Origin of the sequence: Actinomadura sp. NPDC048955, from assembly GCF_040649435.1 — a bacterium.
GTDB classification, from domain to species: Bacteria; Actinomycetota; Actinomycetes; order Streptosporangiales; family Streptosporangiaceae; genus Spirillospora; species Spirillospora luteofluorescens.
Genome location: NZ_JBEZJI010000008.1, coordinates 220051 through 243571 on the forward strand (window position 1 = coordinate 220051; position 23521 = coordinate 243571).

Consider the following 23521-nt stretch of genomic DNA (forward strand, 5'->3'; position numbering starts at 1 on the left):
CTCATCTCCGGAAGGCCAGGCGGGCGATCACGGGGTCGTGGTCGGACGGGTGGACGCCGCCCGCGCGGTACGGGTCGATCTCGGCCCACACCGTCCTGATCCGGCCCCGCACGAGGATCCAGTCGATCCGCCTGCCGCCCGGTTCCGGGGGCTCCCAGTGGTTCTCGGTGCGGTACTGGGGCCCGTGCCGGCCGGCCGTCCAGGTGTCGCGCAGGGCGCCCGGCCCGGTGAGGATCGCGTACGCCGGGGACGCCCCGGCCGTGTCGTTGAAGTCGCCGGTGAGAACGACCGGCGCCCCCGCCTGGAAGCCGCGGACGCGGTCGAGGATGAGCCGGGCGCTCTTCACCCGCGAGCCCGCCGACAGGTTGTCCAGGTGCGTGTTGGCCTGGTAGAAGACCGTCCCGGTGCGGCGGTCGCGGAACTTCGCCCACGTCACCATCCGGACGTACCGGTTGCCCCAGGTGGCCGAGCCGATCACGGAGGGCGTGTCGGACAGCCAGAAGTGGTCGAAGTCCAGCACCTCGAACCGCCGCTCCCGGTAGAAGATCGCCAGGAACTGGTCGCGGGTGCCGCCCTGGCTGCCGAGCCCGATCCAGCGGTACTCCGGCAGCGTCCGGGCGAGATCCCGCACCTGGTGCCAGCGGGCCTCCTGCACCCCGAGCAGATCCGGGTCGTGCTCGCGCAGCAGGCGCCTGACCAGCGGCAGCCGGGTCCTCCAGTCGCGCGGAGGCGGATCGTTCACGCCCCGCAGGTTGTACGTCATGACCCGCACGGACGCGTCCCCGGCCGCCCTGGGCTCGACCAGCACGAACCCGGAGACGAGCAGGATCGCCGCGGCAGCGATCACCGGCCAGAACCATCGGCGGCGCAGCGTCGCCATGTCACCACCCGCCCGTCCTGCCACCGCTCCGAGCATAGATCGCGGTCTGCGATCCGGACATGCCGCTTGGGCACGCGTGCGGCGGTCAGACCCGGACGGGGAGCGAGACCAGGCCGCGGACGATCGAGCCGGTGCGGTGGTGGCGCAGCTCGTCGGCCGGGACGGCGAGGGCGAGATCGGGGAAGCGGTCCAGCAGGCCGCCGATGGCGATCTGCCCCTCCAGCCTGGCCAGCGGGGCGCCGAGGCAGAAGTGCGGGCCGTGGCCGAAGGCGACGTGCCCCTTGGCGGCCCTGGTCACGTCCAGCGTGTCGGGGGCCTCGAAGACCGCGGGGTCCCGGTCCGCGGCGCCGAGTGAGACGTGCACCCAGGCGCCCTTGGGGATCGGCGTCCCGGCGATCTCCATGTCCTCCAGGGCGATGCGCTGGCTCGCCCGTTCGACCGGGCCGTCGAACCGCAGCAGCTCCTCGACCGCGGACGGCACCAGCTCGGGCCGCGACCGGAGCAGTTCGAGCTGGCCGGGCGCCTGGAGCAGGGCGAGCATCCCGTTGCCGATGAGGTTGACGGTGGTCTCGTGCCCGGCGATGAGCAGCAGCGCGACGGTGCCGAGCATCTCCGCCTCGGTGAGGGCGGCGTCCCCGTCGCGGGCGGTGATCAGGCCGCTGACCAGGTCGTCGCGGGGCTCGTCCCGCCGCTCGGCGATGACGTCGAGCAGGTAGCCGTTGAACGCCCGGGCCGCCTCGCGGCGGCGCTCGCGGGCCTCGGCGGTCAGGGCCGGCACGGTCAGCACGGCCGTCCACTCGCGGAACCGGGCCCGGTCGCGCGCCGGGACGCCGAGCAGCTCGCAGATGACCCGGATCGGCAGCGGGACGGCGAAGTCCTCGATCAGGTCGGCCTCGCCGCGGTCCGCGATGCCGTCCAGCAGCCCGCCGGCGATCTCCTCGACGCGGGGGCGCAGCCGCTCCACCCGCCGGGCGGTGAACGCCTTGGCCACCAGCCCGCGCATCCGGGTGTGGTCGGGCGGGTCCATCCCGAGCATCGTGCCGCCGAAGAAGAGCTCGGGGTTCACCGGCACGGCGCTGAACGCGGTGTCCTTGGACAGGCGCGGGTCGCTCAGCGCCGCGCGGCCGTGCTCGTGGTCGACCACTAGGAAGGCGGCGGCGCCGGGCGGGAAGTCGATCGGATGGACGGGCCCCGCCGCCCGCAGTTCGGCGTACACGGCGTACGGGTCCTCGCTGAACGCCCGGCCGAACAGCAGGTGTGTCGGCAGCATCAGATCACCCTCCCGACGCCGGCGAGGAACCCCGGCCGCGACATGTCGGGCTGGGACGGCTCGGCGTCCGCCCGCCAGTCGGCCACCTGGACCAGACCGGGGCCGACCAGTTCGGTGCCTTCGAAGAACGTCATGACCTCGTCGATCCCGCGCGGAATGATGTCGCCCGCCCCCGTCCTGCCGTAGGCGCCCCGGACCTGCTCCTCGACCTGCGTGGTGACCTCGCCCCGGTGGCCGTGCGTGATGGCCAGGCAGCTGCCGGGGGCCAGCGGCGCGCGGAGCCTCGCGACGATCTCCGCCGGGCGCGCCTCGTCCGGGATGAAGTGCAGGATCGCCAGGAGCAGCAGGCCCACCGGCCGGTCGAAGTCGATCCGGGCCTTCACCTCGGGGTCGTCCAGGATGCTCTCCGGCTCGCGTAAGTCGGCCTGGATGACCGTCGTCAGCGGGTTGTCGGCCAGCAGCGCCCGCGCGTGCGTGAGCACGATCGGGTCGTTGTCGACGTAGATGACGGTCGATCCGGGGGCCGCGCGCTGGGCCACCTGGTGCACGTTCTCCTGCGTCGGAAGCCCGGAGCCGATGTCGAGGAACTGCCGGATGCCGCGGTCGGCCATCATCGTCACGGCCCGCGAGAGCAGCCCGCGGTTGGCGCGGGTGAACTCCAGCACGTTGGGCATCGCGGCCACCACCTGGTCGGCCGCCTCGCGGTCCGCCGCGAAGTTGTCCTTGCCGCCGAGGTAGTAGTCGTACATCCGGGCGACGCTGGGCGTCTCGGAATCGACCAACCATTCCGGATGGTGCTCACCGCTCACGGACGGACCTCCCTGTCCGGGTATCCGATGTGATTGTAGGGACGAACCCGGATGATTTCGATCATTAGCGGCATTCACGCCAAAAGGACCGTTCCAGCCTCTGGTACGGGGGCAGGACAGCCGCCGACCGCATACTCGCCGCCCTCACCCGCCGCTAGGGCCGCGTTGACGGCGTCGCTCTACACTGGCTCGTACGGCCATCTGGAGGGCTCGGCTCCGTGCGGGTATTTCTCACCACCGACCGCCTGCTGCTGCGGCGTTTCACCGAGGACGACCTGGACGATCTGGTCCGGCTCCACGGTGACCCGGAGGTCGTGCGTTTCCTCACCGGCGGCAGGCCCACCCCGCGCGCCCATCTGAGGGACCAGACCCTCGCCAAGATCCTCGCCTGGTACGAGCAGGGCCCGCTCGGCCGCTGGGCCGCGGTCGAGCTCTCCAGCGGCGACTTCATCGGCTGGTTCGCCCTCGAACCGGGCGGTGGCCACGACCTCCGGCAGGCCGAACTCGGCTACTGCCTGCGCGCGGCCAGCTGGGGCCGGGGATACGCCACCGAGGCGTCCCGCGCCCTGATCGCCAAGGCGTTCACCGACCTCGGGGTCCACCGCGTCTTCGCCCAGACCATGGCCGTCAACGCCGCCTCCCGCCGCGTCATGGAGAAGTCCGGCCTGACCTACCTGCGCACCTTCCACCAGCACTGGGACGACCCCATTCCCGGCACCGAACACGGCGAGGTCGAGTACGAACTCCTCCGCGCCGACTGGACCCGCCGGGTAGGGCCCGGGGGTGGGGGGTTGGGGTCCTAGGGCCCTGATTCCGGGGCGGAATTCTTCGAAGAATGGCTCGTGCGGTCCAAGGGACGGATCGGGTCACAGAGGGGAATTCCCGAATGAAGAAGGCAGGGGTGGCGCTGGCCGGTGTGGCCGTTCTGGGCACGGCGGCCGTGGTGGGGACCACGGTGGCGTCCGGCGGCGGGGAGGCCAGGCCGGCCACCTGTGTCGCGGCGAAGACGCCTCCAACACCTTCAGGATCGGGCCTGCGGTCACCGTCTCGCTCGGCGCCACGGTGGGAAGCGTCAACGCCACCCTCGGGTAGCAGGGCGACCTGCAGTGGCAGAAGGGCGAAGAGGCGCTGACACGCGCTCGACAAAATAGGTAGACCGGTCTAGTTTCTCTTCATGACGTTCAGGGAGAGCGGGGCCGGCGGTGCCCTGGTGGTCGGGGCGACGGGGTTCGTCGGCCGGTGGCTGACGGCGGAACTGCTGGGACGGGGGCGGGCGGTCGCCGTGGCCGTCCGGGGCGGCGCCGGGCGCGGTGGCGAGCTGCGGGGATGGCTGCGCGAGCACGGCGTCGACGATCAGGGGCTGCTGGTCGTCGGCGCCGACATCACGCGGCCGGGCCTGGGCCTGGACGAGGAGGACCGCGAGCGGCTGGAGGCCGTGCGGGACGTCTTCAACGCCGCCGCCCTGTTCCGGTTCGGGCTGGGCCGGGAGGAGGCGCGGCGGGCGAACGTCGACGGTGCCGTGAACGTGGCGCGGTGGGCGGCCGCGCGTCCGCGGCTCCGGCGCCTGGTCCACGTCTCCGGTTATCGCGTCGCCTCCGACGGGAGGCTCGCCTACCCGGTGCCCGCGAAGGAACTCGACGTGCTCTACCGGCGCCTGGGCGCGTATGAGGCGTCCAAGCTCGAAGGGGACGCGGCGGTGCGCGCGGTCGCGGCGGAGACGGGGGCGCCCCTCACCGCGGTGCATCCCGCGACCGTGATCGGGCACTCGGTCACCGGGGAGGCCGGGCAGTACATCGGGCTCGCCGAGATGGTGCGGGATCTGTGGGCCGGGCGCCTGCCCGCCCTGGCCGGGTCGCGGCGCACGTTCGTGCCCGTGGTCACCGTCGATCACCTGGCCCGTTTCATGGCGGCCGTGCCCGAGTACGACGAGGGGGCCTACCGCGCCCACCGGGTCCTGGACGATGCCACGCCGCCCCTGCCCGAGCTGGTCGGGCTCCTGGCGCGGCACCTCGGCGTCCGTCCGCCCCGGGTGACGGTGCCGGTCGGGCTCGTGCGGCGCCTGCCGCGCGCGCTCACCGGGGTCGAGCCCGAGACGCTGTCCTTCCTGTCCGAGGACCGGTACGACACGTCGTCGGCCGACGCGCTGGCCAAGGAGGCCGGGCTGAGCCACCCGCCCGTGGAGGACGCGCTGCGCCTCTGGGCCGACCGGCTGGTCGCGGACCGCTTCGGCGTCAGGCCGGAGGGCGGCCGGTGAGCCGGGTGGTGAGGGCGGCGGCCGTGGCGCGCACCTGGTGCGCCAGGGCGGGCCACGTCTCCTCCGCGTGGTCCTCGCGGCGGAACGTCACCGTGATCGCGGCGGTGGGGCGGCCGGTGTGGTCGAAGGCGCAGGCGGCGATGCTCGCGAAGCCCTCGGTGACGTGGCCGTCCTCGACCGCCCAGCCCCGGCGCGCGTCCTCGGCGAGGGTGCGGCGCAGGTCGCGCAGGGTGGCGGGACCCCGGCCGGTGCGGTCCACGAAGCGGCCCGGGAACAGGGCCCTGACCTGCGCGGGCGGCAGGTACGCCAGGATCGAGCGGCCGCTCGCGGTGAGCTGGGCGGGCATCCGGACGCCCACGTCGGTGACCAGGGCGGCGTGCCGGGGCGGCTGCTCCTTCAGCAGGTAGAGGGTCTCGGCGCCGTGCAGGACGCCGAGCTGAGCGATCTCGCCGACGCGGTCGACCAGGCGGCGCAGGAGGGGGCGGGCGAGGCGTTCCAGGGGCTCGTGGCGCAGGTAGGCGGAGCCGATCTCGAAGGCGGCGACGCCGAGGCCCCAGCGGCGCTCCTCGGGGATGTAGGTGACGAAGCCGTCCTCGGCCATCGCGGTCAGCAGGTGGTAGGCGCTGGAGCGGGGGAGGGCGAGGGAGCGGGCGATCGCCGAGGCGGGCAGCGGGCCGGGCGCGCCCGCCAGCAGGCGCAGCACCGCGAGGGCGCGGCGGGCGGCGGGGACCTGGCTCATGCTCCGATTGTCTCGTATACGAGACACAGAGCGCCGTCCGGGGCTGGGGGCGCGGCCCCGGACGCGCTCCAATGGTGGGTATGGGTTTGGGTATGGGGGACGCAGGGGTCGAGGTCGGGCCGGAACCGCTGGCGTTCGAGCAGATCGTGGCGGTGGCGAGGGACGGTGCCAGGGTCGCGCTGACGGACGGGGCGCTGAAGCTGATCGGTGAGGCGCGGGCCCACATCGAGGAGCTGTCGGCGCGCCCGACGCCGGTCTACGGCGTCTCGACCGGCTTCGGGGCCCTCGCCACCCGGCACATCGCGCCCGAGCTCCGGGCGCAGCTCCAGCTGAACATCGTCCGGTCGCACGCGGCGGGGTCGGGTGCCGAGGTCGAGCGGGAGGTCGTCCGGGCGCTGATGCTGCTCCGGCTGCGGACGCTCGCCACCGGCCGGACCGGCGTCCAGCCCGTCACCGCCCGGACCCTGGCCGGGCTGCTCAACGCGGGCATCACCCCGCAGGTCTTCGAGTACGGGAGCCTCGGCTGCTCCGGCGACCTCGCGCCGCTCGCCCACGTGGCCCTCGCGCTGATCGGCGAGGGGTCGGTCCGGGACGCCGCCGGTGAGCTGAGGCCGGCGGCCGACGCCCTGCGTGACGCGGGCATCACGCCGGTGAAGCTCGGCGCCAAGGAGGGGCTCGCCCTGCTGAACGGCACGGACGGGATGCTCGGCATGCTCGTCCTGGCCATCAGCGACCTGCGCCGGCTGCTCACCGCCGCCGACGTCGCCGCCGCGATGAGCGTCGAGGCGCTGCTCGGCACCGACCGCGTCTTCGCCGCCGACCTGCAGGACCTGCGGCCCCACCCCGGCCAGGCCGCGTCGGCCGCGAACCTGCGGGCGCTGCTGGCCGACTCGCAGATCATGGAGTCGCACCGGGGGCCCGACTGCACCCGCGTGCAGGACGCCTACTCGCTGCGCTGCGCCCCGCAGGTCAACGGCGCCGCCCGCGACACGCTCGCGCACGCCGAACTGGTCGCGGGACGGGAGCTGGCGTCCGCCGTGGACAACCCGGTCGTCCTGCCGGACGGGCGGGTCGAGTCGAACGGCAACTTCCACGGCGCCCCGGTCGCCTACGTGCTGGACTTCCTCGCCGTGCCCGCGGCCGACGTCGCCTCGATGTCCGAGCGCCGCACCGACCGGATGCTCGACAGGGGGCGCTCCGCGGGGCTGCCCGCCTTCCTCGCCGACGACCCGGGCGTCGACTCCGGCCACATGATCGCCCAGTACACGCAGGCCGCGATCGTGTCGGAGCTGAAGCGCCTCGCCGTGCCCGCGAGCGCCGACTCGATCCCGAGCTCGGCCATGCAGGAGGACCACGTCTCGATGGGATGGAGCGCGGCCCGCAAGCTGCGCCGCGCGGTGGACGGCCTCGCCCAGGTGGTCGCCGTCGAGATCCTCACCGCCGCGCGGGCGCTGGAACTGCGCACCCCGCTGCTCCCCGGCCCGGCGACCGCCGCCGTGGTCTCCAGGCTCCGCGAGGCCGTGCCGCCGCCCGGCCCGGACCGCTACCTCGCCCCCGAGATCGCCGCCGCGACCGCACTGGTCCGGGACGGCTCGCTCGTCGCCGCCGCCGAGGCCGTCACCGGCCCGCTCTCCTGAAGGAGTCCCAGATGTCCGGTCCCCGTCCCGTCCGCGCGCCGCGCGGCACCTCGCTGACCGCCGCCAAGGGGTGGCCGCAGGAGGCCGCCCTGCGCATGATCCAGAACAACCTCGACCCCGAGGTCGCCGAGCACCCGGACGAGCTGGTCGTCTACGGCGGGTCCGGGAAGGCGGCCCGGAACTGGGACGCCTTCGACGGCATCATCCGGTCGCTGTCCGACCTGGAGGGGGACGAGACGCTGCTCGTCCAGTCCGGCAAGCCGGTCGGGATCTTCCAGACGCACGAGTGGGCGCCGCGCGTGCTCATCGCGAACTCCAACCTCGTCCCGCAGTGGGGGACGTGGGAGGAGTTCCGCCGCCTGGAGTCGCTCGGCCTGACGATGTTCGGCCAGATGACCGCCGGATCGTGGATCTACATCGGGACGCAGGGGATCCTGCAGGGCACCTACGAGACGTTCGCCGCCGTCGCCGAGAAGCGGTTCGGCGGCACCCTCGCCGGCACGATCACGCTGACCGCCGGGCTCGGCGGGATGGGCGGCGCGCAGCCCCTCGCCGTCACGATGAACGGCGGCGTCGCGATCTGCGTCGAGTGCGACCCGTCCCGGATCGAGCGCCGGGTCGCGCACCGCTACTGCGACGTGCGGGCCGGTTCGCTGGACGAGGCACTGCGGCTCGCCGAGGAGGCCAGGGCCGAGCGCCGGCCGCTGTCGATCGCGGTCCTGGGCAACGCCGCCGACATCGTCCCGGAACTGCTGCGCCGCGGCGCCCCGATCGACATCGTCACCGACCAGACCAGCGCCCACGACCCGCTGGCGTACCTGCCGCAGGGCGTCGCGTTCGAGGACATGGCCGCCGAGCGCGACAAGGACCGCGACGGGTTCATCGCCAAGGCCCGCGCCTCCATGGCCGTCCACGTCGAGGCGATGGTCGGGTTCCAGGACGCGGGCGCCGAGGTGTTCGACTACGGCAACTCCATCCGGGGCGAGGCGCAGCTCGCCGGCTACGCGCGCGCGTTCGAGTTCCCCGGGTTCGTGCCCGCCTACATCCGGCCGCTGTTCTGCGAGGGCAAGGGGCCGTTCCGGTGGGCGGCGCTGTCGGGCGACCCGAAGGACATCGCCCGCACCGACCAGGCGATCCTCGACCTGTTCCCCGACAACGAGCCGCTGACCCGGTGGATCCGGATGGCGCAGGAGAAGGTCCATTTCCAGGGTCTGCCGTCGCGGATCTGCTGGCTCGGCTACGGCGAGCGCGACAGGGCGGGCGAGGTGTTCAACGACCTGGTGGCGCGCGGCGAGATCAGCGCGCCGATCGTGCTCGGCCGCGACCACCTCGACTGCGGCTCGGTCGCCAGCCCCTACCGGGAGACCGAGGGCATGAAGGACGGATCGGACGCGATCGCCGACTGGCCGCTGCTGAACGCGATGCTCAACACCTCCTCCGGCGCGACGTGGGTGTCCGTCCACCACGGCGGCGGGGTCGGCATCGGCCGCTCCATCCACGCCGGGCAGGTCTGCGTCGCCGACGGCACGGCCCTCGCGGGGGAGAAGCTCCGGCGCGTCCTGACCAACGACCCGGGCACCGGCGTCATGCGGCACGTCGACGCCGGCTACGAGCGGGCCGCCGAGGTCGCCGACGAGCGCGGGGTGCGCATCCCCATGCGGCCATGAGCTTCGAGGAGATGTGGGCGGAGCTGCTGCCGGTCGGGCGGGACGCGGTGACCGGCGGCTACCACCGGTTCGCGTGGACGCCGCCGGAGCTGGAGTGCCGCGCCTGGTTCGCGGACGAGGCGCGGCGCCGCGGCCTCGACCTCGAACACGACCCCAACGGCAACATGATCGCCTGGTGGTATCCGGAGGACGGGTCCCGCACGGGCGCCGTCCTGACCGGCAGCCATCTCGACTCCGTGCCGGGCGGCGGAGCGTTCGACGGGCCGCTCGGCATCGTGTCGGCGTTCGCGGCGGTCGACCTGCTCCGCGATCGCGGCGTCCGGCCGGCGCGGCCGATCGGGATCGGCGCGTTCGCCGAGGAGGAGGGCGCCCGGTTCGGGGTGGCGTGCCTGGGCTCCCGGCTGCTGGCCGGGGCGATCGACCCGGCCCGGGCGCGCGGCCTCACCGACGCCGACGGGCACACGTTCGCCGAGGTCGTCCACAACGCCGGGCTCGACCCGCACGCGATCGGCCCGGACGAGGACCTGCTCGGCCGGATCGCCTGCTACGTCGAGCTCCACGTGGAGCAGGGCCGGGCACTGGAGGAGCCGGTCGGCGTCGCGAGCGCGATCGTGCCGCACGGCCGGTGGCGGTTCGACTTCGCGGGCGAGGGCAACCACGCCGGGACGACCGGGCTGCCCGACCGGCGCGACCCGATGCTGCCGTTCGCGCACATGGTCATCGCCGCGCGGGAGGCCGCCGAGCGCAACGGGACCGTCGCCACGGTCGGGAAGGTCCGGGTCGAGCCGAACGGCGTCAACGCGATCCCGTCGGCGGTCACCGCCTGGCTGGACGCCCGCGGCCCCGCCGACGACGCCGTCCGCCGGACCGTGCTGGAGGTGGACGAGGCCGCGCGGGTCGCGGCGCGCCCGCACCGGGTGAGCGTCGACCTCGCCGAGGAGTCCTACACCGAGATCGTCGACTTCAACCTGGCGCTGCGCGACCGCGTCGGCGCGGCGCTCGGCGGCGTCCCCGTCCTGCCGACGGGCGCGGGCCACGACGCGGGCGTGCTGTCGGCGCGGCTGCCGACCGCGATGCTGTTCGTGCGGAACCCGACGGGGGTGTCGCACGCGCCGGAGGAGTTCGCCGAACCGGCCGACCGCCTGGCCGGCGTCGAGGCCCTCGCCGCCGTACTGGACGACCTGGCGCGCGGGTAGGGGATCCGTCATGCAGTGGCATGCCCAGTTCGCCTGGCTAGGCGACGGCGTCGCGGCCGACGTGCTCATCGAGGCCGACGGCGAGCGGATCTCCGGCATCACCCCCCGCGTCCCGGCCCCGCCGGACGCCCGGCACCTGCCCGGCCTGACCCTGCCGGGCCTCGCCAACGCCCACTCCCACGCGTTCCACCGCGCGCTGCGCTCCCGCGTCCAGGCGCACTCCGGGACGTTCTGGACGTGGCGCGAGCAGATGTACCGGGTCGCCGACCGGCTCGACCCGGACTCCTACCGCGCGCTCGCGACCGCGGTGTTCGCCGAGATGGCCCTCGCGGGGATCAGCTGCGTCGGCGAGTTCCACTACCTGCACCACCGCCCGGGCGGCGCCCCCTACGGGGACCCGAACGCCATGGGCGAGGCGCTGATCGCCGCCGCGTCCGACGCGGGCATCCGCATCACCCTCCTCGACACCTGCTACCTGACCGGCGGCATCGGCCGGCCGCTCGCCGGGCCGCAGCTGCGGTTCGGGGACGGCACCGCCGGGAACTGGGCGCGGCGCGTCGAAGGCCTGCACGAGCAGACCGGCAAGTCGGGGCGGTCCCACGCCCGCGTCGGCGCCGCGATCCACTCCGTCCGGGCCGTGCCGCGCGAGCAACTGCACGCCGTGGCCTCGTGGGCGCGCGAGCATCGCGCGCCGCTGCACGTCCACCTGTCCGAGCAGCCCGCCGAGAACCGCGACTGCCTGGACGCCTACGGCATGACGCCGGCCCGCCTGCTGGCCGAGGCCGGGGCGCTCGGCGCGCTCACCACGGCCGTGCACGCGACGCACCTCACCGATGAGGACATCGGCCTGCTCGGGGCGACGATGACCGGCGTGTGCATGTGCCCGACCACCGAGCGGGACCTCGCCGACGGCATCGGCCCCGCCCGCGACCTGGCGGACGCGGGCTCCCCGATCTGCCTCGGCTCCGACCAGCACGCCGTCGTCGACCTGTTCGAGGAGGCCCGCGCGGTCGAGCTGCACGAGCGGCTCCGCACCCGCGCCCGCGGCCACTGGACGGCGGGGGAGCTGCTCGCCGCCGCCACGTCGGGCGGCCACCACGGGCTCGGCTGGCCCGAGGCGGGACGGCTGGAACCCGGCGCCTACGCCGACCTCGTCACCGTCGCCCTCGACTCGGTCCGCACCGCCGGCGCGGCCCCGGACCACGCCGCCGAGGCCGCCGTGTTCGCCGCCACCGCGGCCGACGTGCGGCACGTCGTCGTCTCCGGCCGCCAGGTCGTCCGCGACGGCCGGCACCTGCTGGTCGAGGACGTCCCCGCCGCGCTGGCCCGCTCCATCGCCGCCGTCACCACCGGCCCGTCCCCGCCCCGTGAGATCCTGCGCCGATGAGCACGGTCATCACCAACATCGGAGAGCTGGTCACCAACGATCCCGCCGTACCCGGCCACCGGGGCGGCGGCCTGGCCGTCGTCCGCGACGCCGCGCTGGTGATCGAGGACGGCGCGGTCGCGTGGACGGGCCCGTCCTCGTCCGCCCCCGCCGCCGACGAGTCCTTCGACGCCGGCGGGCGGGCGGTGCTGCCCGGCTTCGTGGACTCCCACGCCCACCTCGTCTTCGCCGGTGAGCGCGCCGAGGAGTTCGCCGCCCGGATGAGCGGCGAGAAGTACGCCGCGGGCGGCATCCGCACGACCGTCGAGCGCACCCGCGCCGCGTCCGACGACGAGCTGCGCGCCAACGTGCGCCGCCTCGTGCACGAGATGGCCCGGCAGGGCGTCACGACGGTGGAGTGCAAGTCCGGCTACGGCCTCACGGTCGACCAGGAGGCGCGCGCCGTCCGCATCGCCGCCGAGTACGCCGACGAGGTCACCTACCTGGGCGCCCACGTCGTCCCCGCCGAGTACGCGGGCGACGCCGCCGGGTACGCCCGCCTCGCCGCCACCGACATGCTCGCCGCCTGCGCCCCGCACGCCCGCTGGGTGGACGTCTTCTGCGAGGAGGGCGCCTTCGACGCCGACCAGGCCCGGGAGGTCCTCACCGCGGGCGTCAGGGCGGGCCTGGCGCCGCGCCTGCACGCCAACCAGCTCACCCAGGGGCCCGCCGTGCGGCTCGCGGTCGAGCTGGAGGCCGCGTCCGCCGACCACTGCACGTTCCTCGGCGACGCCGACGTGGACGCGCTGGCCTCGTCCCGGACGGTCGCGACGCTCCTGCCCGGCGTCGAGTTCTCCACCCGCCAGCCCTACCCGGACGCCCGCCGCCTCCTGGACGCCGGAGCCACCGTCGCCCTCGCCACCGACTGCAACCCCGGGTCCTGCTACAGCTCCAGCATGGCGTTCTGCATCGCCGTGGCCGTCCGCGACATGCGCATGACGCCCGCCGAGGCCGTCTGGGCGGCCACCGCGGGCGGTGCCCGCGCCCTGCGCCGCACCGACGTGGGGCATCTCGCGCCCGGCGCCCGCGCCGACGTCCACGTCCTGGACGCCCCGTCCTACATCCACCTCGCATACCGGCCGGGCGTACCCCTGACACACGCCGTGTGGAAGCACGGGCGCCGGGTAAAGGGCCTCCTGTAGTCGACTGTGGAGGCCCCTAGATGGCGGAGTTCCTGACGGACATCAAGACCCTGCGCGAGCGTGCTCGGCAGGAGATCGATAAAGGCCCGATCACCGAGGCGTACGGCGCGGACGTCGAGCGCGTGATCCAGGTCTGCAACGAGGCCCTGGCCACGGAGATCGTGTGCGTGCTGCGGTACAAGCGGCACTACTACACGGCCACCGGCATCCACGCCGAGACCGTCGCGAGCGAGTTCCTCCAGCACGCGGCCGAGGAGCAGCAGCACGCCGACATGCTGGCCGAGCGGATCGTCCAGCTCGGCGGCGAGCCCGACTTCTCGCCCGACACCCTCACCACCCGCGCGCACGCCGAGTACAACTCCAGCCTCGACCTCGTGGAGATGCTCAAGGAGGACCTGGTGGCGGAGCGGATCGCCATCGCGTCCTACACCGAGATCATCCAGTGGCTCGGCGACGGCGACCCGACCACCAAGCGCGTCTTCGAGCAGATCCTCGCGCAGGAGGAGGAGCACGCCGACGACCTGCGCGGCTTCCTGGAGCGCTTCCCGAAGTCCTAGGGCCTGTATCGAAGTGGGCCGGGGCTTCGAAACACAGCCTAGGCGGTCAGGTAGCGCCGGGCGGCCCTCACGAGGGGGGCTCGCCCGGCGCTGACGTAGTCGGTCGAGACGACCTCGGCGACGAAGAGGGTGTGGTCGCCCGCCTCGACCTCCCGGCGGGTCTCGCACTCCAGCGCCGAGACGCCCGAGTCGGGGACGAGGGCGCCGGAGTGCTCGCCCCGGTGGTGGGGCTCGCTCGCCAGCAGGATGCGGGCGCCCGGCCGTCCCTCGGCGGCGAACCGCCCGGCCAGGGCGCGCTGGGACGCGGACAGGATGGTCGCGGCCCAGCGCGGGCGCCGCCGCAGCACCTCGGTGAGGTAGGACGAGGACGCCACGCTCGCCAGCACCATCGGGGGGTCCAGCGACACCGACATGAACGAGGTGATCGTGGTGCCGAGGTCGTCGCGGCCGTCGCGGACGGTCAGCACGACCACGCCGGTGGCGAAGCCCGCGACGGCCTCGACGAAGTCGGCGCTCAGCGGATCTCCCAGGCGCCGGGCAGGGTGAGCGGGCCCGCGGAGGGCAGGCCGAGGCGCGCGGCGAGCCCGCCGAGCGAGCCCCACCCGTCGAAGCGCGCGGACGCGGCGGTGCGGTCCTCGCTGGACTCCGGCGGGCGCAGCCGCTCCAGCGGCGAGGTGTGCGGGTAGATCCGGACCGGCGCGTCGGAGGCCATCCCCGCCCTCTTGCGGGCGATGTCCAGGGCCAGGTCGATGCCGCCGAGCTCGTCGACGAGGCCGTGCTCGCGCGCGTCCGCGCCCGTCCAGACCCGGCCCCGGGCCAGCTCGTGGACCCGCTCGCGGGACAGGTCGCGGCCCTCGGCGACCTTCGCGGTGAAGTCGTCGTAGATCTTGTCGAGGGAGGCGTTGACGCGCTCCCACTCGGAGTCGCTGAAGTCCTTGGTGGCGCTGAACATGCGGGCGTGGTCGCCGTCGGCGACCGAGCCGAGGCCGACCCCGACCCGCTCCAGCAGGTCGTTCACCACGGCCTTGCCGACCACGACGCCGATCGAGCCGGTGATGGTCCCGGGCTGCGCGACGATCCTGTCGGCCGCCATCGCGACGTAGTAGCCGCCGGACGCGGCCACGTTGCCCATCGAGACGATCACGGGCTTGCCGGCGCGGCGGGCGAGCACGACCTCGCGCCAGATCGAGTCGGAGGCGACGGCGGAGCCGCCCGGGCTGTTGACGCGGAACACGATCGCCTTGACCCGGTCGTCCTTCACGGCGGCGCGGAACGCGGCCCCGATCGTGTCCGAGCCCATCGCGGGCCCGGAGTTCGGGAGCGGGCCGCCGCGGCCGCTGCGGCCGAGCCGGATCGGGCCCTGCCCGTTGATGAACGCCACGACGTCCTGCCTGCCGGGCTGCGGGAGGCGGTCGGCCAGGCCGTGCGCGCGGTTGTAGCGCGAGACGTAGCGCAGCTGCGCCTCCTCGCCGAACTCCTCGCGCAGGGCGCCGTAGATCTCGTCGCGGTAGGCGAGGCCGTCGACCAGGCCCTCCTCCAGCGCCTCGGCGGCCAGCAGCGGGCCGCGGTCGGTGAGCTCGCGGACCTTCTCCTCCGCCAGGCCGCGGGCGGCGGCGATCCCGGCGGTGATCTGCTCGCCGAGCGAGGTGACGAGGCGCTGCGACGACTCCTCGTGCTCGGGCGTGTAGGTCTTCTCCATGAACGTGTTCGCCATGGTCTTGTACTCGTAGCGCTTGGCGAACCGCGGCCGGACGCCGGCCTTCTCCAGCGCCCCGGCGAAGAACGGCTCCTCGAGCGCGACGCCGGTGAGCCCGACCTCGCCGGTGGGCTGCAGGTAGACCTTGTCGAACCCGGTGGCCAGGTAGAACGGGACGGTGCCGCGGCCTCCCTCGCCGAACGTCTCGGCCCAGGCGACGGTGTGCTTGCCCGCGTCCCGCAGCCCCTGCACGGCCTCGCGCAGCTCCTGGGCGAGGGCCAGCCCGACGGTGCCGCTGACCTTCACGACGAGGGCGCGCACCCGGCTGTCGGAGCGGGCGCGGCGCAGCCCGTCCAGGACGTCCCGCAGGCCCGGCCGCCGCATGGCCAGCAGCGCCGAGAGGGGGTCGGCCGGCGCGGTCTCGACGATGCCCTCGGTGAGGTCGAGTTCGAGGATCAGCGGGGCCGTCCGCCGGTCGCGGGCCTGTTTGATCACGTTGACGACTGTGCCGGGATCCACCATGGCCCCAGCCTATGCGTTCGCCGGGCGCCGCTCCCGCGCCCCCGGCCGGGCCGCGGGCCGCTCCGGGCGGGGACGGGTCAGCGCGCGAACGCCTTGTTGGGGACCACGCTCGCCGACGCCTGAGCGACGGGGCGGCCGCGCCCGTCGGCGACCACCGCGTTGGAGACCATGCGGGTGCCGCCGGGGTGCACGCACGTCCCGGTCACCGTGTAGGTCTCGCCCGCCCGGACGCCGCGCAGGTAGTCGACGTTCAGGTTGAGCGTGAGCATCGGCATGAAGTGCTCGCAGGTGCTGCTCGCCGCGAGGCAGACCGCGTTGTCGAGGATCATCGCGATGTAGCCGCCGTGCACGGTGCCGCCGGGGTTGCAGAGCCGCTCGCCCGGCGTCCACGCGATCTCGACCCGGCCCGGTTCGGCGGAGGCGATCGCCTGCCCGATGTAGTCGTTGATGTCGGAGATCTGCGGGAACCGTTCGTCCGCCATCGCCTGGATCAGCCCGGCGCCCGACAGGGTGTTCCACAGATCGGCCGCGTCCCGATGGGGGGTCGCCTCGACGCTCAACTCGCTCTCCCTGATCACGATGACCTCCGAATGGTATTCGGCGAGGCGGGTGGGGGCACTGTGCCCTTGGTCACGGGTCCGCGGCGCTATCGTCGGACGCATGGGAGACGGCGACGGCTGGGCAAGCTGCGGCCTGGGGCACACGCACTGGGGGCGGTTCGGCGCCGCGGGCCTGCTGGCCTACCACCGCGACTCCTCCGGCCAGGTGTGGGTGCTGCTCCAGCAGCGCGCGTGGTGGGGGCTCGGCGGCGGGACGTGGGGCATGTTCGGCGGCGCCTTGCACAGCCACGAGGACGTCGTCACCGGCGCGCTGCGCGAGACGTCCGAGGAATGCACGCTCGACACCGGCACGGTCAGCGTCCACGGCACGATCGTCGAGGACCACGGCGGCTGGTCCTACACCTCCATCGTGGGTTCGCTGTCCGAACGCGCGCCGGTGCTGCCCGCGTCGCGGGAGACGCGCAGAGCCGAATGGGTGCGCGAGGAAGAGGTCACCGACCGCAAGCTCTTCGAGCCCTTCGCCCGGTGCTGGCCCCGCGTGCGCGACGCGATGCAGCAGCTCGTCCTCGTCGTGGACGCCGCGAACGTCGTGGGCGCCCGCGCCGACGGCTGGTGGAAGGACAGGGCGGGCGCGAACGCGCGGCTCCGCGACGACCTGAAACGGCTGGACGGCGGCGTGCACGGCCTGCCGAGCGGACTGTTCCCCTATGACCGCTGCTTCCCGGAGGTCGTCCTCGTCGTCGAGGGCGCGGCGCGGAGCGTCGCCGACGAGCCGGTCGACGGCCTGCGCGTCGTGGCCGCGCCCGGAAGCGGCGACGACACGATCGTCGACCTCGTCCGGCAGGGCGACCCCGGCAAGGCCCACCTGGTGGTCACGGCCGACCGGGAGCTGCGCGCCCGCTGCGAGGAGGCGGGCGCCGCCATCACCGGCCCCCGCTGGCTGCTCGAACGCCTTTAGGCTGTGTTTTCACAGTCCCGGCCCACTTCGCTCGCCTTGAGGCTCGCTACGTGACCGGGCCTGGGCGAACGCGGCATCGCTTCGCGATCTGCCCGGCTCCGCTCGCCTCCGGCTTCGCTCCACCGGCCAGGTCACGCGTTCGCGCGTTTGGCCGGAGCCACTTCGATACAGGCTGTGAGTCCCTAGCTCTCGACGCGGTGGCCGGCGTCGCGCAGGGCCTCCGCCGCCTCCTTCGACCGGTGCTCTGGGACGAGGACGAGGTCGGAGTGGTACGTCGAGGCGACGAAGACGGGCACGCCGGACTCGGCCAGCGGTCCCACGATCGCGGCGAGGACGCCGGGCGTGTCGAGGCCGTGGGCCGCGTCGCCGTAGAAGCCGACCCAGCGTTCCGTCTCGGCGAACGGTGAGGCGTCCCGGATCACGGTGAGGCCCTCGGGGGCGCGGATGAGCGCGACCCACTCGTCGTCCTCCGGGAACGTCGCGTGCGGGAGGTGCTCCACCATGAACTGACCGGGGACGATGTGCAGGCGCATCCCGTCACCCTATTCCGGGACGAGCCACACCGCCCCCAGGGGCGGAACCCGCAACTCCGCGGACGCGGGCAGCCCGTGCCACGGCACCGGTTCCGCCTCGACCCGGCCGAGGTTGCCGACGCCGCTGCCGCCGTACTCGTAGGCGTCGGTGTTGACGAGTTCGCGCCAGCGGCCCGTGTGCGGCAGGCCCACCCGGTAGTTCTCGTGCGGGTTCCCGGCGAAGTTGACGACGCACGCAAGGACGGGCGGTTCGCCGCCGTCCGGGGCCGTCCCGTAGCGCAGGTAGGACAGGGTGTTGCCGCCCGCGTCGTTGCCGTCGATCCAGCGGAACCCCTCGTCGTCGCTGTCGCGCGTCCACAGCGCGGGCTCGCCCTGGTAGGCGTGGTTCAGGTCGCGTACGAGCTTCTGCAGCCCGAGGTGGTCGGCCCCCTCGGCGGCGTTGTCGAGCAGCCACCAGTCCAGCGGGCGCTCCTCCGCCCATTCGGCGCCCTGACCGAACTCCTGCCCCATGAACAGCAACTGCTTGCCGGGATGCGACCACATGTAGGCGAGCAGCGCCCGCAGCCCGGCGAACTGCTGCCAGGAGTCGCCCGGCATCTTGCTCAGCAGCGAGCCCTTGCCGTGGACGACCTCGTCGTGCGACAGCGGCAGGACGTAGTTCTCCGAGAACGCGTACACCAGCGAGAACGTGATCTCGTTGTGGTGGTAGTGCCGGAACACCGGCTCGTGGCGCAGGTATTCGAGCGTGTCGTGCATCCAGCCCATGTTCCACTTGAACCCGAAGCCGAGCCCGCCGAGATGGGTCGGGCGCGACACCCCGGGCCACGCCGTCGACTCCTCCGCGATCGTCACGATGCCGGGGTTGCGCTTGTAGACCGTCGCGTTCATCTCCTGGAGGAAGGAGATGGCCTCCAGGTTCTCCCGCCCGCCGTAGATGTTCGGCGTCCACTCGCCCTCGTTGCGCGAGTAGTCGAGGTACAGCATCGAGGCGACGGCGTCCACGCGCAGCCCGTCGATGTGGAACTCCTCCAGCCAGAACGACGCGTTCGCCACCAGGAAGTTGCGGACCTCCGCGCGGCCGAAGTTGAACACGAGCGTCCCCCAGTCGGGGTGCTCGCCGCGCTTCGGGTCGTCGTGCTCGTAGAGGGCGGTGCCGTCGAACCGGGCCAGGGCCCACTCGTCCTTGGGGAAGTGGGCGGGCACCCAGTCCATGAGGACGCCGATACCGGCCTGGTGGAGGCGGTCGATGAGGTACCGGAAGTCGTCGGGGTCGCCGAACCGCGCGGTGGGCGCGTAGTACGACGTCACCTGGTAGCCCCAGGACGGGCCGTAGGGGTGCTCGGTGACCGGCAGCAGTTCCACGTGCGTGAAGCCCATGTCGCTGACGTACTGCGTCAGTTCCTCGGCCAGTTCCCTGTAGCCGAGCCCGGGCCGCCACGACCCGAGGTGCACCTCGTAGGCGCTCATGGGTTCGTGCAACCAGTCGTGCTCCTTGCGCGAGTCCATCCACGCGCCGTCCTCCCACTCGTAGGAGGAGGTGAAGACGCGGGACGCCGTCGCGGGCGGACACTCGGTGGCCTGCGCCATCGGGTCGGCCTTGGCGCGCCACACGCCGTCCGCGCCGAGGATCTCGTACTTGTAGCGCGTGCCGTCGCCGACGCCCGGGACGAACAGCTCCCAGACGCCGGTGGAGCCGAGCGACCGCATCGGGTACGCGCGGCCGTCCCAGTGGTTGAAGTCGCCGACCACCCGCACGCCCCGCGCCGTCGGCGCCCACACCGCGAAGGCCGTCCCGGAGACGGTGCCGAGCGCGGAGGCGTAGGTGCGGACGCGGGCGCCGAGCGCGCGCCACAGCTCCTCGTGCCGCCCCTCGCCGATGAGGTGCAGGTCGAGCTCGCCGAGCGTCGGCAGGTGCCGGTAGGGGTCGTCCTGGATCGTCTCGATCCCGTCCCCGTAGGTGACGGCGAGCCGGTAGTCGGGGACGGCGAGGGGCGCCCGGTCCCGCTCCGTGCCCGCGAGCGACGTCCCGGCGGGTAGCGTCCCGGCGAACAGCCCCTGGTGGAAGTGCCGGAGCGGATGCCGGTCACCGCTGGGCAGGACGACCTCGACCTTCTCGGCGAGCGGGCGCAACGCCCGCACCGTCACCCCGTCCCGGCCGGGATGCGCCCCGAGGACGCCGTGCGGATCATGGTGGTCGCCGCCGACGAGTCGATCGATCTCCGCGCGCGTCACCCGTGCCATGGCGTCATGGCCTCCCGTCAAAGAGCCGTTTACCCCATGAGGTTGCCCCGAGAACCGGCGCTCTCACATGACGGGCCGACCTGTTTTCGCGCGCGGGGCGTTCCGGTGCGGGTGTTGCGGCCGCACGGCCGGCACGACTCTTCGTCGTGGGGTCGCGTCGAATGTGCCGACCGTGCGGCCACGTCTACCTCGCCCCAGGGGTGACCCCGACCCCACCGCCCAGGGCTCCATTCCTGTGTCACCTCAGCGACACAGGTACCTTCCGTACCGGAATGTCCCAGCCCGGCCCGCCCCCGCACGCGGACCGGGCCGCCCCGACTCTCCTGCCTCCCGTCACCGGTCTCCGGACTCCCCGCGCGTCTGGTCGAGCAGCGTCCGCCGGAGCCCCTCCGAGTCGTCCGCGGCCACCGTCATCGCACATCCCGCCTGGAGTTGGGCGTCGGTGAGGTCGCCGCTGCGCGTCGCGTACCAGCGCCCCGCGTCGCTGCGCCACACCTGCCACCCCGGAAACTCGCCCTCGATGGCCGCCTTCAGATCCTCGAAGTCGCCCATCAAGGTCGTCCCTTCCCCGAGGCCGCGCTTCTGTATACAAAAGTCTTACTCGGCCTGAGAGGTGTCAAGCTGTCCGTAAGCGGACCGTGCCCCCGCGGATAGCGCCTGGAAGGTATGGATGACTGGAGGGGCGAGCAGGATCGAACGCGGCACCGAACGCTGTTCGAACGTTGCCGCGGGCATGAGGCCGGGGGGCGCGCCCGAGGAGAGGGAGGTGACGCCGGTGCCGGACCGTCCCGCCTACCTGCGCATCGCCGACACCCTGCGAGAAGGGATCCGGGACGGCAGCCTCCCACCGGGGACGCGGCTGCCGACCCTCGCCGAACTGTGCGACCGCCACGGCGTCTCGGAGATCGTCGTGCGGCAGGCCGTCGGGCTGCTGCGCGGCGAGGGCCTGGTGGAGACCCGCCGCGGCGGCGGCACGCTCGTCCGTGTCGTCCCGCCGGCCCGGCGCGTGGCGATGGACCGCTACCGCGCGGTGACCGGGCCGGCGGCGGTCCCGCAGACCACGTTCACCCGCGACCAGAAGATCACCTGGGAGGACTACCGGCTGGAGCGGGAGTTCTCCCGCGTCCGGGCCGACGACGACCTCGGCGCGCTGTTCGAGCTGCCGTCCGGCACCGAACTGCTGCGCCGCAGGTTCGTCTTCTACGCCCGCGAGGAGCCTCAGCAGATCTCCGTCAACTACCTGCCGTGGGACGTGGTCGGCGACACTCCCGTCGCGGACCCGGCCCGCGAGCCCTGGCCCGGCGGGACGCTCGCGCAGCTGGCCTACCTCGGGCACCCGCCGATCCGGGTCGAGGAGGCCGTCCGGTCCCGGATGCCGACGCCCGAGGAGGCCGAGACCCTGAACATGACGGGCGGGGTGCCGGTGCTCGGCATCACCCGCCGCATGCTGTCGCGAGCGGGCGTCATGGAGGTCTGCCGCGAGATCGTGCTGCCCGCCGACCGGGTCGTCCTCGACTACGCCATCGACCTGTGAGGCGGCCCGTGGAGGTGCGGCCGGTGGAGGGGAGGCCGGCGCGGTCCCCGCCCGGTCAGCCCGCGAGGCGGGCGAGGGACCGCAGCGGGACGGGCAGCCACGACGGCCGGTTGCGCGCCTCGTAGCGGATCTCGTAGACGGCCTTGTCGAACTCGAACGCCCGCACCAGCGTCGCGTACGCCGCGGGGTCGGGCCCGCCCGCGGCCGCGTAGCCGGCGCAGAACGCCGCCCGGTTCCGTTCGGCCCACGCCTGGGCGCGCAGCTCCAGCGCGTCCGCCGCCTGCGGCGGGAGGTCGCCCTCCCGCGCCAGCAGGAACCGCGCCGCGTACTCGAACGAGCGGAGCATCCCGGCGACGTCGCGCAGCGGGTGCGCGGGCGCCCGGCGTTCGGCGGGCGTGCGGGCCGGTTCGCCCTCGAAGTCCAGCAGCGTCCACCCGGAGTCGGTGCGCAGGACCTGGCCGAGGTGGTAGTCGCCGTGCACGCGCTGGAACGGCAGCGGGGCGGCCTCGGCGGCGACCCGGTCGAACACCTCGCGGATCGCGGGCGCGTAGGGGCGCAGCTGCGGGACGGCGGCGCTGACCTGGTCGAGCTGCTCGTGCATCGCGAAGACGATCCTGCGGACCAGCTCGGGCGGCGCCTGGGTCACGCCGAACGCGGCGGCGAGGTCGCGGTGCACCTCGGCGGTGGCCGCGCCGAGCCGTTCGGCCTCGGCGGCGAAGTCGCCGCCGGCGGCCCCGGCGTCCTCGGTGGTGAACGCGGGCGCCGTCCCCGGCGTCGTGAGCTGGGCGAACCAGTCGCGGACGCTCGTGAGCGCGAGCTGCCAGCCGTCCGTCGCGGTGCGCAGGAACTCCGACAGCAGCGCGAGCGTGACCGGCTCGTCCCCGCTGGAGCCCGCACCGCTCGAAGGACCGTTCGCGGGGGAGCGGCCGGCGTTCCCCAGCGCGCCCGGTTCCAGCTCGACCCAGCCGTGCACGCTCGGCACGTGCTCGCAGCCCCGTCGCGACAGCGCGAGGTTGATCTCCAGGTCGGGGCTGACGCCGGGGGACAGGCGGCGGAACAGCTTGCAGATGTAGGCGTCCCCGAAGATCAGCGAGGTGTTGCTCTGCTCGCCCGGGATCGGCGCGCCGTCCAGGTCCGTCCGGATGCCGGTGCCGGGCGCGCGGCGGAACGCCAGCGGCCCGACCGTCCGCTCGTCCGCCATGAGGCCCAGCAGCGGGCGCGTGAGCTCCACGTCGTGGGCGGCGTCGTAGACGTACCCGGTGATGCCCTGCTCCGGGTCCTCCAGCCGCCCGATCACGACCGGCGCCAGATGCTCGGGCAGGTCGCGGCGGACGCCGAGGAGGAGCTGGTAGTGGTCGGTGGTGTCGTCCTGGCGGACGTCGAGGATGAGGTGGTGCAGGGCGGGGTCGCCGGGGCGGAGTTCGGTGGCGGTGCCGATGGTGAGGTCGTGGATGGGGCCGTCCTTGCCGCCGAACCACCGCTGCCGGGGCAGCCAGCCTGCCAGGAGGCGGACGAGGGAGGTTCCGGTCGGCGGATCGGACGGCGCCACGGTCACATCACTCCCTCTCCCGGCTCCTGCTCGTCCGGCGGCGGCGGGAGCAGGAACCAGTAGAAGCCGTGCCCGGGCAAGGTGAGCAGGTACGGCAGGTCGCCGATGGCGGGGAACTGCACGCCGCCCATGCACTCGATCGGGTACGAGCCCCGGAAACGCCGCAGGTCCAGTTCCACGGGCTGGGGGAACCGGGACAGGTTGTTCACGCACAGGACCGTGTTCGCGCCGCCCCACTGGTTGGCGTCCCCGCCGTTGATCTCGCGGGTGAAGGCGAGGACGGAGGGGTTGGAGGCGGACAGTTCGACGTAGGAGCCGACGCCGAAGACGGGGTGGCGCTGGCGGATCTCG

22 protein-coding genes are annotated in these 23521 nt (G+C 73.7%); 10 read left to right on the plus strand and 12 right to left on the minus strand.

Going from position 1 to position 23521, the window contains the following annotated elements; genetic code table 11:
* Position 1: 1 nt before the first annotated feature.
* The 3 genes from AB0C84_RS11630 to AB0C84_RS11640 all read right to left on the minus strand — a co-directional run bounded on the left by AB0C84_RS11630 (position 2) and on the right by AB0C84_RS11640 (position 2959).
* Positions 2-904, minus strand: coding sequence for an endonuclease/exonuclease/phosphatase family protein (locus AB0C84_RS11630; RefSeq protein ID WP_361064219.1), 903 nt, complete (start codon positions 902-904; stop codon positions 2-4).
* Positions 905-965: 61 nt separating this feature from the next.
* Positions 966-2150, minus strand: a complete 1185-nt coding sequence (locus AB0C84_RS11635) for a cytochrome P450 (protein WP_361064222.1) — start codon at positions 2148-2150, stop codon at positions 966-968.
* On the minus strand, positions 2150-2959 hold the full coding sequence (locus AB0C84_RS11640) for an SAM-dependent methyltransferase (protein ID WP_361064225.1): 810 nt from the start codon (positions 2957-2959) through the stop codon (positions 2150-2152). The genes AB0C84_RS11635 and AB0C84_RS11640 overlap by 1 nt, the downstream gene beginning before the upstream one ends.
* Positions 2960-3177: 218 nt before the next feature.
* On the opposite strand from AB0C84_RS11640, the gene AB0C84_RS11645 reads away from it, so the two are divergent.
* Complete coding sequence (locus AB0C84_RS11645; protein WP_361064228.1) at positions 3178-3762, plus strand: GNAT family N-acetyltransferase; 585 nt, start codon at positions 3178-3180, stop codon at positions 3760-3762.
* A 371-nt stretch (positions 3763-4133) separates the two neighbouring features.
* On the plus strand, positions 4134-5213 hold the full coding sequence (locus AB0C84_RS11650) for an SDR family oxidoreductase (protein WP_361064230.1): 1080 nt from the start codon (positions 4134-4136) through the stop codon (positions 5211-5213).
* On the opposite strand, the gene AB0C84_RS11655 is transcribed toward AB0C84_RS11650, so the two are convergent.
* Entirely contained in the window at positions 5191-5952 is a 762-nt protein-coding gene (locus tag AB0C84_RS11655; protein ID WP_361064233.1) for an IclR family transcriptional regulator, read from the minus strand. The genes AB0C84_RS11650 and AB0C84_RS11655 overlap by 23 nt on opposite strands.
* A gap of 92 nt (positions 5953-6044) precedes the next feature.
* Here AB0C84_RS11655 and hutH point away from each other — a divergent pair, with 92 nt between their 5' ends.
* The 6 genes from hutH to AB0C84_RS11685 are packed head-to-tail and all read left to right on the plus strand — an operon-like array spanning position 6045 to position 13577.
* On the plus strand, positions 6045-7589 hold the full coding sequence (gene hutH / locus AB0C84_RS11660) for a histidine ammonia-lyase (protein ID WP_361064236.1): 1545 nt from the start codon (positions 6045-6047) through the stop codon (positions 7587-7589).
* An 11-nt stretch (positions 7590-7600) separates the two neighbouring features.
* Positions 7601-9256: a urocanate hydratase gene (hutU, locus tag AB0C84_RS11665; protein ID WP_361064238.1), complete on the plus strand. Its 1656-nt coding sequence runs from the start codon at positions 7601-7603 to the stop codon at positions 9254-9256.
* Positions 9253-10452 (plus strand): allantoate amidohydrolase, encoded by a 1200-nt coding sequence (locus AB0C84_RS11670; protein WP_361064241.1) that lies wholly within the window; start codon positions 9253-9255, stop codon positions 10450-10452. Before hutU ends, AB0C84_RS11670 begins: the two co-directional genes overlap by 4 nt.
* 10 nt (positions 10453-10462) lie before the next feature.
* The gene (locus AB0C84_RS11675; RefSeq protein ID WP_361064244.1) at positions 10463-11839 is read left to right on the plus strand and encodes a formimidoylglutamate deiminase; all 1377 of its coding nucleotides are present in this window, start codon (positions 10463-10465) and stop codon (positions 11837-11839) included.
* Positions 11836-13020: an imidazolonepropionase gene (hutI, locus tag AB0C84_RS11680; RefSeq protein ID WP_361064246.1), complete on the plus strand. Its 1185-nt coding sequence runs from the start codon at positions 11836-11838 to the stop codon at positions 13018-13020. The genes AB0C84_RS11675 and hutI overlap by 4 nt, the downstream gene beginning before the upstream one ends.
* Before the next feature lie 20 nt (positions 13021-13040).
* Positions 13041-13577 carry a ferritin-like domain-containing protein gene (locus AB0C84_RS11685; protein WP_179843457.1) on the plus strand — a complete coding sequence of 179 codons (537 nt, stop codon included), beginning with the start codon at positions 13041-13043 and terminating at the stop codon, positions 13575-13577.
* 38 nt (positions 13578-13615) lie between these two features.
* Here AB0C84_RS11685 and AB0C84_RS11690 read toward each other — a convergent pair whose 3' ends face one another.
* The 3 genes from AB0C84_RS11690 to AB0C84_RS11700 all read right to left on the minus strand — a co-directional run bounded on the left by AB0C84_RS11690 (position 13616) and on the right by AB0C84_RS11700 (position 16373).
* The gene (locus AB0C84_RS11690; RefSeq protein ID WP_361064290.1) at positions 13616-14107 is read right to left on the minus strand and encodes a flavin reductase family protein; all 492 of its coding nucleotides are present in this window, start codon (positions 14105-14107) and stop codon (positions 13616-13618) included.
* Positions 14092-15795, minus strand: coding sequence for a signal peptide peptidase SppA (sppA, locus tag AB0C84_RS11695; RefSeq protein WP_258943451.1), 1704 nt, complete (start codon positions 15793-15795; stop codon positions 14092-14094). The genes AB0C84_RS11690 and sppA overlap by 16 nt, the downstream gene beginning before the upstream one ends.
* A gap of 77 nt (positions 15796-15872) precedes the next feature.
* Positions 15873-16373 (minus strand): PaaI family thioesterase, encoded by a 501-nt coding sequence (locus tag AB0C84_RS11700; RefSeq protein WP_361064251.1) that lies wholly within the window; start codon positions 16371-16373, stop codon positions 15873-15875.
* An 82-nt stretch (positions 16374-16455) separates the two neighbouring features.
* On the opposite strand from AB0C84_RS11700, the gene AB0C84_RS11705 reads away from it, so the two are divergent.
* Positions 16456-17313 carry an NUDIX domain-containing protein gene (locus AB0C84_RS11705; protein WP_361064254.1) on the plus strand — a complete coding sequence of 286 codons (858 nt, stop codon included), beginning with the start codon at positions 16456-16458 and terminating at the stop codon, positions 17311-17313.
* Between the two features lie 182 nt (positions 17314-17495).
* Here the strand turns inward: AB0C84_RS11705 and AB0C84_RS11710 are convergent, their stop codons facing one another.
* The 3 genes from AB0C84_RS11710 to AB0C84_RS11720 all read right to left on the minus strand — a co-directional run bounded on the left by AB0C84_RS11710 (position 17496) and on the right by AB0C84_RS11720 (position 20639).
* Positions 17496-17846, minus strand: coding sequence for an ACT domain-containing protein (locus tag AB0C84_RS11710; protein WP_361064257.1), 351 nt, complete (start codon positions 17844-17846; stop codon positions 17496-17498).
* A 9-nt stretch (positions 17847-17855) separates the two neighbouring features.
* Positions 17856-20087: a 1,4-alpha-glucan branching protein GlgB gene (gene glgB, locus AB0C84_RS11715; protein WP_361064260.1), complete on the minus strand. Its 2232-nt coding sequence runs from the start codon at positions 20085-20087 to the stop codon at positions 17856-17858.
* A 333-nt stretch (positions 20088-20420) separates the two neighbouring features.
* Positions 20421-20639 carry a hypothetical protein gene (locus AB0C84_RS11720; RefSeq protein ID WP_179843451.1) on the minus strand — a complete coding sequence of 73 codons (219 nt, stop codon included), beginning with the start codon at positions 20637-20639 and terminating at the stop codon, positions 20421-20423.
* A gap of 214 nt (positions 20640-20853) precedes the next feature.
* Between AB0C84_RS11720 and AB0C84_RS11725 the strand changes: the two genes are divergently transcribed.
* The gene (locus tag AB0C84_RS11725) at positions 20854-21621 is read left to right on the plus strand and encodes a GntR family transcriptional regulator (protein WP_361064264.1); all 768 of its coding nucleotides are present in this window, start codon (positions 20854-20856) and stop codon (positions 21619-21621) included.
* A gap of 55 nt (positions 21622-21676) precedes the next feature.
* Here the strand turns inward: AB0C84_RS11725 and AB0C84_RS11730 are convergent, their stop codons facing one another.
* Both AB0C84_RS11730 and AB0C84_RS11735 read right to left on the minus strand, forming a co-directional pair.
* Positions 21677-23176 (minus strand): aminoglycoside phosphotransferase, encoded by a 1500-nt coding sequence (locus tag AB0C84_RS11730; protein ID WP_361064267.1) that lies wholly within the window; start codon positions 23174-23176, stop codon positions 21677-21679.
* A partial coding sequence (locus AB0C84_RS11735) for an alpha-glucosidase C-terminal domain-containing protein (protein WP_361064270.1) occupies positions 23173-23521 on the minus strand: 349 nt, incomplete at its 5' end. The genes AB0C84_RS11730 and AB0C84_RS11735, both read right to left, overlap by 4 nt.

What these genes read in the sequence shown, in the direction of transcription:
- AB0C84_RS11635 (WP_361064222.1), bottom strand. Translation starts at nt 2,150, where the DNA reads ATGCTGCCGACACACCTGCTGTTCGGCCGGGCGTTCAGCGAGGACCCG.
- AB0C84_RS11650 (WP_361064230.1), top strand. Translation starts at nt 4,134, where the DNA reads ATGACGTTCAGGGAGAGCGGGGCCGGCGGTGCCCTGGTGGTCGGGGCG.
- AB0C84_RS11655 (WP_361064233.1), bottom strand. Translation starts at nt 5,952, where the DNA reads ATGAGCCAGGTCCCCGCCGCCCGCCGCGCCCTCGCGGTGCTGCGCCTG.
- hutH (WP_361064236.1), top strand. Translation starts at nt 6,045, where the DNA reads ATGGGGGACGCAGGGGTCGAGGTCGGGCCGGAACCGCTGGCGTTCGAG.
- hutU (WP_361064238.1), top strand. Translation starts at nt 7,601, where the DNA reads ATGTCCGGTCCCCGTCCCGTCCGCGCGCCGCGCGGCACCTCGCTGACC.
- AB0C84_RS11670 (WP_361064241.1), top strand. Translation starts at nt 9,253, where the DNA reads ATGAGCTTCGAGGAGATGTGGGCGGAGCTGCTGCCGGTCGGGCGGGAC.
- AB0C84_RS11675 (WP_361064244.1), top strand. Translation starts at nt 10,463, where the DNA reads ATGCAGTGGCATGCCCAGTTCGCCTGGCTAGGCGACGGCGTCGCGGCC.
- hutI (WP_361064246.1), top strand. Translation starts at nt 11,836, where the DNA reads ATGAGCACGGTCATCACCAACATCGGAGAGCTGGTCACCAACGATCCC.
- AB0C84_RS11685 (WP_179843457.1), top strand. Translation starts at nt 13,041, where the DNA reads ATGGCGGAGTTCCTGACGGACATCAAGACCCTGCGCGAGCGTGCTCGG.
- sppA (WP_258943451.1), bottom strand. Translation starts at nt 15,795, where the DNA reads ATGGTGGATCCCGGCACAGTCGTCAACGTGATCAAACAGGCCCGCGAC.
- AB0C84_RS11705 (WP_361064254.1), top strand. Translation starts at nt 16,456, where the DNA reads ATGGGAGACGGCGACGGCTGGGCAAGCTGCGGCCTGGGGCACACGCAC.
- AB0C84_RS11710 (WP_361064257.1), bottom strand. Translation starts at nt 17,846, where the DNA reads ATGCGCCTGCACATCGTCCCCGGTCAGTTCATGGTGGAGCACCTCCCG.
- glgB (WP_361064260.1), bottom strand. Translation starts at nt 20,087, where the DNA reads ATGGCACGGGTGACGCGCGCGGAGATCGATCGACTCGTCGGCGGCGAC.
- AB0C84_RS11720 (WP_179843451.1), bottom strand. Translation starts at nt 20,639, where the DNA reads ATGGGCGACTTCGAGGATCTGAAGGCGGCCATCGAGGGCGAGTTTCCG.